Origin of the sequence: Rathayibacter sp. AY1B7 (genome assembly GCF_002932735.1) — a bacterium.
In the GTDB taxonomy this organism is placed as follows: Bacteria; Actinomycetota; Actinomycetes; order Actinomycetales; family Microbacteriaceae; genus Rathayibacter.
Window position 1 is genome coordinate 34,773 of record NZ_PSWK01000021.1, and the last position, 8,987, is coordinate 43,759.

Below are 8,987 nucleotides of genomic sequence, written 5' to 3' on the forward strand. Positions count from 1 at the left end.
CGACGAGGTGCGTCGCAGAGAGCGGGATGCGCAGCGCGGACGACGATCCGCCGACACGCGGATCGCCGGTCGCCGCTCGACCGTGCCTCACGGTGACCGGCGGGTACTGCGACGCGCCTGTCCGACAGGTGAGGGGTGCCTGGCATCTCGGGGCGGGGAGGGCAAGAGGGAGGCGGAAATCGGGGATCACTGTCGCCGGAGGGGTGCGACAGGGCACGCTGTGACGATGAGCGAAGACCACGCCGTCCGAGTCCGCGACCTGCGGAAGGACTACGGGGGCGCTCCGGCGGTCGCGGGAGTCTCCTTCGACATCCACCGGGGCGAGACCTTCGCGCTCCTCGGCCCGAACGGCGCCGGGAAGTCGACGACCATCGAGATCCTCGAGGGCTACCGCGACCGCTCCGGCGGCGAGGTGTCGGTGCTCGGGGTCGACCCGCGCCACGGCGACCTGGCGTGGAAGGCGCGTCTGGGGATCGTCCTGCAGTCCAGCGGCGAGTCCGGCAACGCGACGGTCCGCGAGCAGATCGCGCACTTCGCCAGCCTCTACCCGCGACCGCGCGACGTCGACGAGACCATCGAGGCCGTCGGGCTGACGTCCAAGGCCCGCTCGCGCATCGGGCGCCTCTCGGGCGGCCAGCGCCGCCGCGTCGACGTCGCCCTCGGCATCATCGGCCGTCCCGAGCTGGTGTTCCTCGACGAGCCCACCACGGGATTCGACCCCGAGGCCCGCCACTCCTTCTGGGACCTGATCGCCCTGCTCAAGAGCGAGGGCACGACCATCCTCCTCACCACCCACTACCTCGACGAGGCCGCCCGCCTCGGCGACCGCGCCGCCGTGATCTCCGGCGGGCGGCTCCTGGCCATCGGCCCGATGAGCGCGATCGGAGGAGACGAGGCGCGCGTCCCGATCGTGCAGTGGCGCGAGGACGGCGTGCTGCACCGGCTGCGCACCACCGAGCCCGCCCGGACCGTCGCCGAGCTGCACGCCCGGATCGGGGAGCCGACGGCGCTCGAGGTCGTCCGCCCCAGCCTCGAGGACATCTACCTCGACCTCATCCGCGAGGACCGCGACGCGGTCGACCTGATCGGAGAGCCCGCGTGACCGCCGTCGCCACCCGCCCCCGCACCCTCTCCACCGGCCCGGGACGCACCGTCCGCCTCGGACTCGCCCGCGCCCGCTACGAGATCCGCTCGTACTTCCGCGCTCCGGACCAGGTGTTCTTCACCTTCCTCTTCCCGGTGCTGCTCCTGACGATCTTCTCGGTCGCGTTCGGCGACACCGCGGTGATGCAGGCGAACCCGCAGGACCCGGGCATCCCGATGGCCGAGTACTACGTGCCGGGCCTCGCCGCGGCCGGGATCCTGCTCTCGGGCGTCCAGAACCTGGGCGTCGACATCGCGGTCGAGCGCGGCGACGGCACGCTCAAGCGCCTCGCGGGGGCACCGCTGCCGGTCTTCAGCTACTTCATCGGCAAGTTCGGCCAGGTGCTCGTGACGAGCCTCGCGCAGACGGCCCTGCTGCTCCTCGTCGCGGCGACGGTGTTCTCGGTCGAGCTGCCCACCGACAGCGGGCGCTGGGCGACCTTCGCCTGGGTCTACCTGGCAGGAGTCGCGACGTCGGCCATCCTCGGCATCGCCGTCTCCGCGCTGCCCCGCTCGGGCAAGAGCGCGACCGCCGTGATCGTGCCGCCGCTGCTCGTGCTGCAGTTCATCTCGGGGTCGTACCTGTCGTTCACGACGCTGCCGGACTGGCTGCAGAACACGGCGAGCGTCTTCCCGCTCAAGTGGATCGCGCAGGGCATGCGCGCCGTGTTCCTGCCGAGCGGGTTCGAAGAGGCGGAGGTGAACGGGTCGTGGGACCTCGGCGGCGTCGCGCTGGTGCTCGGTATCTGGCTCGTCGTGGGGCTCGTCGCCTGCCGCTTCGGCTTCCGCTGGATCCGCCGCGACAGCTGAGCCGGAGGAGGCCGCGGCCGGAGGGCGCGCGTCCCCGCGAGCGCGGGGCCTGCGCGCGCAGACCGCGCGGACTCAGACCGCGGTGCCGACCACGACGGGCTCGGGGTGCAGCAGCACGCCGAACTCCGCCAGGACGCGGCCCTGGACGTACCGGGCGAGCTCGGCGACCTGTTCGGCCGTCGCTCCTCCGCGGTTGGTCAGGGCGAGGGTGTGCTTGCTCGACACGGCGGCCCGCGAGCCGGGCAGGGCGAAACCGCGCGAGACGCCGGCGTGCTCGATCAGCCACGCGGCGCTGAGCTTCACCAGGCCGTCGGCGCGGGGAGGCACGGGCAGCCCGACGGGCGCTCCTGCCTCGACCGCGGCGAGCGGGGTGATGACGGGCGCCTCCGCCGTCGGCTCGACCGGCCAGCGCGGCGCCTCGGGCGGCAGGGAGTCGGCGAACGCGCTCGTGACGAGGGGGTTGGTGAAGAAGGAGCCGGCGCTCGCGGTGTCCGGGTCCTCCGGATCGAGGACCATGCCCTTGCCCGCACGCAGCGCCAGCACGGTCTCGCGCACCCGCGCGAGCGGCACGCGGTCGCCGAGCGCGACTCCGAGCGCCGACGCCAGCTGACCGTAGGCGACGGGAGTGCCGTCGCCCTCGGCGCCGACCTCCTCGAGCGCGAACTCGACGGCCAGCACCGCGCCCCGGCGGCCCTGCTTGATCACGGAGGTGCGGTAGGCGAACTGCAGCTCCTCCGCCGTCAGCCGGACGGGCTCGCGGGCGCCCTCGTCGAGGAAGTCGACCGCGACCAGCGTGTCCGAGAGCTCCTGGCCGTAGGCGCCGATGTTCTGCACGGGCGACGCACCGACCGTGCCGGGGATGCCGCTGAGGGCCTCGAGGCCCGCCCAGCCGCGCCCCACGGTCGTCGCGACGAGGCCGTCCCACGACTCGCCCGCCTGGACCCGCAGGAGCACGCGCCCCGGCTCGTCGGAGGGGAGCCGCTCGACGCCGGTGGTGCGCACGCGCACGACCGTGCCCTCGACCCCGTCGTCGCCCACGAGGAGGTTGGAGCCGCCGCCGAGCAGCAGCCACGGCTCGTCGTCCGACCACAGGCCGACGAGCGTCTCGACCAGCTCCGCCTCGGTGGAGGGCTCGACGAGGCGCTCGGCGGGTCCGCCGACGCGGAGGGTGGTCAGGGCGGAGAGCAGCGGCGCGGAGGTCACGCGAGTCGGACCCGTGCCTGGGCCTTGCCGAGGACGGACTGGCCCTCGACCGAGACGGCGAGGTCGACGCGGACCCAGCCCTCCTCGGCGTTCACAGCACCGATCCTGGCGACCACGTCGATGGCGGCGCCGTCGCGCGGGTCCACCACGACGGGGCGGGTGAAGCGCACCTGGTAGTCGACCACGCGTCCGGGGTCGCCGACCCAGTCGACGACGACCTGCACCGCGGTGCCCATCGTGAGCATGCCGTGCGCGAGCACGCCGGGCAGGCCGACCTCGGCGGCGACGTCGTCGCGATAGTGGATGGGGTTGAAGTCGCCCGAGGCGCCCGCGTAGCGCACCAGGGTGCCGCGGTCGATCGGGAAGCGGCTCTCGGCGACGACCTGGCCGACGCTCAGCTCGGCGAGAGCGGGCAGTGCGGTGCTCATTCGTCTCCCCTGACCACGAGGGTCGAGATCGCGGTGACGACGTGCTCGCCGCTCGCGTCGACCATGCGGGACTCGGTGGTGACCATGGAGTGGGCGCCGAGCTTCTTGATGGTGGCGACCAAGAGGGTCGCGGTCAGCTCGTCGCCGGCCACGACCGGACGGGACAGCACGAAGCGCTGGTCTCCGTGCACGACGCGGCTGAAGTCGATCCCGCCGTCGGGCTCGGCGAGCAGCTGCTGGAGCGTGAACTCCTGCACGACGACGGCGAAGGTGGGCGGAGCGACGAGGTCGGGGTGCCCGGCGGCGCGGGCGGCCTCGACGTCGTGGTGCAGGGGGGAGGTCGCGGAGACGGCGCGGGCGAACTCGCGCACCTTCTCGCGCCCCACCTGATAGGGCTCCGTGGGCGCGAAGACGCGCCCGACGAGTTCGGGGTTCACTGGCACCCGGCCATACTAGGCGCTGCCGTCGCGGGGCCCTCGGGGCTCCGGAGGCGCCGCCGGTGGTCACCCGGGTATGACCACCGGGAATTTCCCATCCGTGTATGGCTGACCCGCGGCCGAACTTCTCCGAAGCTGGCGGGCATGTCGACACCCACTCCCGAGCGCGACTGGGCGACCTACGCCCGCGAGCTCGGCACCAACATGCACCGGGCCCGCATCGCCAAGGGCGCCAGCCAGGAGCGGATCGCCCACGCGGCCGGGCTCGCGGGCTACACCTACCAGAAGTTCGAGAAGGGCGAGTCGAAGCCCGGCTCGCCCGCGAACCCCACGCTGCACACCCTCCTCGCGCTCTGCGAGGCGCTCGAGATCGAGCTGACGGACCTCCTGCCGCCCGATCCGCCGCGCACCTCACGAGGCGCCGAGTAGCCGGAGCACCGCGCCGGCCAGCCGCGACCCCGAGCTGAGATCGAGGTCGACCTCGCCGAGCCCGTCGGCCTCCAGGCGGAGCCTGTCCTCCCCCGACTCCCCCGGGCGGCACAGGGAGACGTGCACCGTCGCGCCCGCGGCCCCGTCTCGGCCCGCCCAGAGCACCACCGGGAGCGAGCTCGCCGCGGAGCGGTGCAGCCGCTCCCCCGCCGCGACCAGCTCGTCGTGCTCGCCCGCGCACCAGCGCGGGCACCCCTCGTCGTTCCTGCCGTCCATCCGCTCCTCCACGTTCCGCACCCCTCGGTCGAGGAGACCAGCCCACCAGGCGGTACCGACACCGAGGGCCCGCCGCGCCCCGATCCCGACCGGGGTGTGGACAGGAGACGGTCGTCCGCCCGTTGTGGAGGAGCGAGGACCAGGGTCCCATACGCAGGTGGTGCCGCCAGAGGTCCGGCACGAAGCACCGGCGCGGTGTCAGCGGTGGACGATCAGCCAGGTCGCGATCACCGTGGTCGAGCCCGTGTTGACCATGCGGTGCGGCCGCTCGCACGGGAACGTGATGGCGTCGCCCGGCCCGAGGACGACCGTCTCGTCCTCGAACTCGACCGTCAGCTCCCCGAGCGTCACCGTCCCCATCTCGAACCCGTCGTGGCGGAGCAGCTGCCGGTGCGCCGTCGAGGTCGAGCCCGGCGGGTAGGTCGACTCGAAGAAGTCGACGGCGTCCAGCGGACGCGGCGCCAGACGGCGGAACAGCACTCCGCCCTCGAGCGCCACGGGCGCCGACTCGCGCGCCCGGACGACCGCGGTCTCGACCGGCGCCGACGCGCCCTGGTCGAACACGGCGGACAGCGGGACCCCCAGCGCGTCCACGAGGGCGATCAGCCGGCCGACCGAGGGCTGCATCGCTCCGCGCTCGATCTGCGAGACGGCGCTCACGGAGATGCCGAGTCGCCCGGCGAGGGCCTTCAGCGACAGGCCCGCCGAGAGCCGCAGCTCCCGCAGTCTCGCGCCGAGTCCGGCCCCGTCCGCGATCGCCCGGGCGGCCGCCTCGTCGGGCGCGGTGTCGTCGGAGGGCATGGCCCGTCCCCTCTCGCGGATCGTCACACAGCCGTAACGGAGCCGAAACGAGCGGCGGCCTCCCGACTCGTAGCGTGGCCCGTGTGAAGTGATCACTTCACTCGGAACGCTCTCCGCGACGCCCCGCCTCCTCGGCCGGACGTCCCGACCACCCTGACACATCCGCTCCGTGCCGCTCTGCGCACGACCGCCCGAGAGGTGGATCCACCCATGTCCGACCGCGTCACCGCACCCCGAGTCACCGCTCCCCCCGTCGATCCGGATCCCGCCGCCGCGGCGAGCGCCGGCTACGACGACCGCCTCTCCAACGAGGACCTCGCGCCGCTCCGGAAGCAGCGCTGGTCGAGCTACAACATCTTCGCGTTCTGGATGTCGGACGTGCACAGCGTCGGCGGGTACGTGACCGCGGGCTCGCTCTTCGCGCTGGGCCTGGCCGGCTGGCAGGTCCTCGTCGCCCTGGTGGTGGGCATCGTGATCGTGCAGGTCTTCTGCAACCTCGTCGCCAAGCCCAGCCAGGTCACCGGCGTGCCCTACCCCGTCATCAACCGCGCGATCTTCGGCATCCGCGGCGCGAACATCCCGGCGATCATCCGCGGACTGATCGCGATCGCCTGGTACGGCGTGCAGACCTACCTGGCGGCGCAGTCGCTGAACATCGTCTTCCTCAAGTTCTTCCCGGGCATGGCCGCCCTGAACACGCCCGAGGCGTCGTTCCTCGGCCTCTCGGCTCTGGGCTACCTCTCCTACGCGATCCTCTGGGTCGCGCAGGCCGCGCTGTTCTGGCGGGGCATGGAGTCGATCCGCCGCTTCATCGACTGGGCGGGACCGGCGGTCTACGTGGTGATGCTCGTGCTGGCCGTCTACCTGGTGTCGCAGGCGGGCTGGGAGAACATCTCGCTCACCCTCGGCTCCGGCGAGCCGCTCGACCTCGCCGCCGCGGTGCCGGTGATGATCTCGGCCGTCGCCCTGGTCGTCTCCTACTTCTCGGGCCCGATGCTCAACTTCGGCGACTTCTCCCGGTACGCCCGCAGCTACGGCGCCGTGAAGCGCGGCAACCTGCTCGGCCTCCCGATCAACTTCCTCTTCTTCTCCCTCCTCACCGTGATCACCGCCTCGGCGACCGTGCCGGTCTTCGGCGAGCTGATCACCGACCCGATCGAGACCGTCGAGCGGATCGACACCTGGTTCGCCGTGCTCTTGGGCGGGCTCACGTTCGTCATCGCGACGATCGGCATCAACATCGTCGCCAACTTCATCTCCCCCGCGTTCGACTTCTCGAACGTCAACCCGAAGAAGATCAGCTGGCGGATGGGCGGCATGATCGCGGCCGTCGGCTCGGTGGTGCTCACCCCGTGGAACTGGTACTCGAACGACACCGCCATCCACTACACGCTCGGCATCCTCGGCGCGCTGATCGGGCCACTGTTCGGCGTCCTCATCGCGGGCTACTACCTGATCAGCCGCCAGCGCGTCTGGGTGGACGACCTCTACACGATGAGCGAGAAGGGCCGCTACTGGTTCTCGCGCGGCTTCAACCCCAACGCCGTCTGGGCGACCGTGATCGGCGGAGTCCCCTCCGTCGCCTCGGTGCTCGTGCCGCGCTGGATCGCGGAGGCGGGAGGCCCGGAGTTCATCTGGCTCGGCGACTACAGCTGGTTCCTCGGCTGCGGGCTCGGGTTCGTCGCGATGGCCGTGCTCGAGCGGCGCGCGCCGCGGATCGGGCGCCTCGACGAGGACCTCGAGCACGTCAGCGACGGCTCGACCGTCTGATCCGGCCGGCACGGAGGAGGGATCCGCTCCGGCCGCTCCGCATCCCGCGGACCGGCGGCCGGGCGGGTCCCTCCCCCTCCCGGCACCCGAACCGAGGAACCACCATGCGCATCACCGTCGTCAACCCGAACACCAGCACTGCGATGACCGCGGCGATCGGCCGGGCCGCCCGCTCCGTCGCCTCGCTCGGCACCGAGATCACGGCCGTCACCCCGAGGATGGGTCCGGCGTCGATCGAGAGCCACTACGACGAGGCGCTCGCCGTGCCCGGCGTCCTGCACGAGATCGCCCGGGCGGAGGCGGCCGGCTGCGATGGCGCGGTCATCGCGTGCTTCGGCGACCCGGGCGTCGACGCCGCGCGCGAGATCGCAAGCGGCCCGGTCGTGGGGATCGCCGAGGCCGCCATGCACATGGCCGCGCTCGTCGGCCGGGGCTTCAGCGTGGTCACCACGCTCTCGCGCACGAGCGGCCGCGCCTGGGACATCGCCCGCCGCGCCGGGTTCAGCGACGCCTGCCGTCAGGTGCGCGCCTGCGACATCCCCGTGCTCGAACTCGACGACCCCCGCTCCGACGCCCGCCGCGCGATCCTGGCGGAGTGCGCCGCAGCGCTGGCCGTCGACGGGTCCGACTCGATCGTGCTGGGCTGCGCGGGCATGGCCGACCTGTGCCGCGACCTCTCACGGGAGCTGGGCGTGCCCGTGATCGACGGCGTCGCCTCGGCGGTGCGCCTGGTGGAGGGGCTCGTCGCGATGGGCGTCAGCACCTCGCGGCGCGACGAGTACGCCGCGCCGCGGACGAAGGCGATGGCGGGGCTGCTCGCTCCGTTCGAGCGGGTCTGAGGTTCCACGTCCCGTGCAGTCGGGCGTTCTGCCGGACCCCCGACCCGGACCCACCTGCGAGGATCGGGGGATGAGCGTCCTCCGCGATCTCGGCCTCGGTGCCCGGCTCTTCCTCCGCGGCTTCCGCACCTGGGTCCGCTCGCCGCGGGCGATGCTCCTCGGCGCGATCCCGCCCCTGATCGTCGGTCTGGTCTTCGTCGGCGTGCTGGTCCTGGTGCTCACGCGGGTGCAGGACGCGGTGACCGCGCTCACCCCGTTCGCAGGCGGCTGGGACGAGGGCACGGCCGCCACCGTCCGCCTGGTGCTCTCGATCGCGGTGGTCGGCGCCTCGCTCGCCCTCGGCGTGGTCCTCTTCGCCGCGGTGACCCTGCTGGTCGGCGACCCCTTCTACGAGCGGATCTGGCGGCGGGTCGAGGACGACCTCGGCGGCGTGCCCGACGAGCGCGAGAGCACCTTCTGGCAGGGGGTCGGCCGCGGCCTCCGCGACTCCGCCGTGCTGGTCGCCACCTCCCTCGGGATCGGCGTGGTCCTGGTGCTGCTGGGCCTGGTGCCGCTGGTCGGCTCGATCGTCGGCCTCGTCGCCGGCGCCCTGGTCGGCGGGAGGGCCCTCGCGCTCGAGCTGACCGGGTTCGCGGGCGACGCCCGGGGGCTCTCCCTCCGCGACCGCCGCCGCCTCCTCGGCGAGCACCGCGCGGTCTCGCTCGGCTTCGGCATCGCCGTCTACCTGGCGTTCCTCGTCCCCGGGGGCGCGGTCGTCGCCACCCCCGCCGCGACGGCCGGCGCGACCCTCCTGCTCCGGACCCTGCGGGGCGAGCCGACCGAGCGGCCGGCCGCCTGACACCGCTTGGCCG

Annotated in this window: 11 protein-coding genes; 6 read left to right on the forward strand and 5 right to left on the reverse strand. The window is 73.0% G+C overall.

Annotation, left to right across the window (positions count from 1 at the left end):
* The first annotated feature begins 226 nt into the window (after positions 1-226).
* Both C5C95_RS12200 and C5C95_RS12205 read left to right on the forward strand, forming a co-directional pair.
* Complete coding sequence (locus C5C95_RS12200) at positions 227-1,102, forward strand: ABC transporter ATP-binding protein (protein WP_104223630.1); 876 nt, start codon at positions 227-229, stop codon at positions 1,100-1,102.
* Complete coding sequence (locus C5C95_RS12205) at positions 1,099-1,953, forward strand: ABC transporter permease (protein ID WP_104223629.1); 855 nt, start codon at positions 1,099-1,101, stop codon at positions 1,951-1,953. The genes C5C95_RS12200 and C5C95_RS12205 overlap by 4 nt, the downstream gene beginning before the upstream one ends.
* A gap of 72 nt (positions 1,954-2,025) precedes the next feature.
* Here C5C95_RS12205 and C5C95_RS12210 read toward each other — a convergent pair whose 3' ends face one another.
* The 3 genes from C5C95_RS12210 to C5C95_RS12220 are packed head-to-tail and all read right to left on the reverse strand — an operon-like array spanning position 2,026 to position 4,027.
* Positions 2,026-3,156 carry a UDP-N-acetylmuramate dehydrogenase gene (locus tag C5C95_RS12210; RefSeq protein WP_104324527.1) on the reverse strand — a complete coding sequence of 377 codons (1,131 nt, stop codon included), beginning with the start codon at positions 3,154-3,156 and terminating at the stop codon, positions 2,026-2,028.
* A complete protein-coding gene (locus tag C5C95_RS12215; RefSeq protein ID WP_104238284.1) occupies positions 3,153-3,584 on the reverse strand; it encodes a MaoC/PaaZ C-terminal domain-containing protein in 432 nt (143 codons plus the stop codon). Before C5C95_RS12215 ends, C5C95_RS12210 begins: the two co-directional genes overlap by 4 nt.
* Positions 3,581-4,027 carry a MaoC family dehydratase N-terminal domain-containing protein gene (locus tag C5C95_RS12220; RefSeq protein ID WP_104324528.1) on the reverse strand — a complete coding sequence of 149 codons (447 nt, stop codon included), beginning with the start codon at positions 4,025-4,027 and terminating at the stop codon, positions 3,581-3,583. Before C5C95_RS12220 ends, C5C95_RS12215 begins: the two co-directional genes overlap by 4 nt.
* A 138-nt stretch (positions 4,028-4,165) precedes the next feature.
* On the opposite strand from C5C95_RS12220, the gene C5C95_RS12225 reads away from it, so the two are divergent.
* A complete protein-coding gene (locus C5C95_RS12225; protein ID WP_104223625.1) occupies positions 4,166-4,450 on the forward strand; it encodes a helix-turn-helix domain-containing protein in 285 nt (94 codons plus the stop codon).
* Here the strand turns inward: C5C95_RS12225 and C5C95_RS12230 are convergent.
* Positions 4,433-4,726 carry a DUF6907 domain-containing protein gene (locus C5C95_RS12230; protein ID WP_104227044.1) on the reverse strand — a complete coding sequence of 98 codons (294 nt, stop codon included), beginning with the start codon at positions 4,724-4,726 and terminating at the stop codon, positions 4,433-4,435. The genes C5C95_RS12225 and C5C95_RS12230 overlap by 18 nt on opposite strands.
* A 198-nt stretch (positions 4,727-4,924) precedes the next feature.
* Positions 4,925-5,527, reverse strand: a complete 603-nt coding sequence (locus C5C95_RS12235; protein WP_104324529.1) for a helix-turn-helix domain-containing protein — start codon at positions 5,525-5,527, stop codon at positions 4,925-4,927.
* Between the two features lie 210 nt (positions 5,528-5,737).
* On the opposite strand from C5C95_RS12235, the gene C5C95_RS12240 reads away from it, so the two are divergent.
* From C5C95_RS12240 to C5C95_RS12250, 3 genes are all read left to right on the forward strand, one after another.
* Complete coding sequence (locus C5C95_RS12240; RefSeq protein WP_104324530.1) at positions 5,738-7,297, forward strand: NCS1 family nucleobase:cation symporter-1; 1,560 nt, start codon at positions 5,738-5,740, stop codon at positions 7,295-7,297.
* 104 nt (positions 7,298-7,401) lie between these two features.
* Positions 7,402-8,136 carry an aspartate/glutamate racemase family protein gene (locus C5C95_RS12245; RefSeq protein WP_104324531.1) on the forward strand — a complete coding sequence of 245 codons (735 nt, stop codon included), beginning with the start codon at positions 7,402-7,404 and terminating at the stop codon, positions 8,134-8,136.
* 70 nt (positions 8,137-8,206) lie between these two features.
* The gene (locus tag C5C95_RS12250) at positions 8,207-8,974 is read left to right on the forward strand and encodes an EI24 domain-containing protein (protein ID WP_104324532.1); all 768 of its coding nucleotides are present in this window, start codon (positions 8,207-8,209) and stop codon (positions 8,972-8,974) included.
* Positions 8,975-8,987: the final 13 nt, after the last annotated feature.

What these genes read in the sequence shown, in the direction of transcription:
- C5C95_RS12250 (WP_104324532.1), top strand. Translation starts at nt 8,207, where the DNA reads ATGAGCGTCCTCCGCGATCTCGGCCTCGGTGCCCGGCTCTTCCTCCGC.
- C5C95_RS12240 (WP_104324530.1), top strand. Translation starts at nt 5,738, where the DNA reads ATGTCCGACCGCGTCACCGCACCCCGAGTCACCGCTCCCCCCGTCGAT.
- C5C95_RS12215 (WP_104238284.1), bottom strand. Translation starts at nt 3,584, where the DNA reads ATGAGCACCGCACTGCCCGCTCTCGCCGAGCTGAGCGTCGGCCAGGTC.
- C5C95_RS12245 (WP_104324531.1), top strand. Translation starts at nt 7,402, where the DNA reads ATGCGCATCACCGTCGTCAACCCGAACACCAGCACTGCGATGACCGCG.
- C5C95_RS12225 (WP_104223625.1), top strand. Translation starts at nt 4,166, where the DNA reads ATGTCGACACCCACTCCCGAGCGCGACTGGGCGACCTACGCCCGCGAG.
- C5C95_RS12235 (WP_104324529.1), bottom strand. Translation starts at nt 5,527, where the DNA reads ATGCCCTCCGACGACACCGCGCCCGACGAGGCGGCCGCCCGGGCGATC.
- C5C95_RS12200 (WP_104223630.1), top strand. Translation starts at nt 227, where the DNA reads ATGAGCGAAGACCACGCCGTCCGAGTCCGCGACCTGCGGAAGGACTAC.
- C5C95_RS12230 (WP_104227044.1), bottom strand. Translation starts at nt 4,726, where the DNA reads ATGGACGGCAGGAACGACGAGGGGTGCCCGCGCTGGTGCGCGGGCGAG.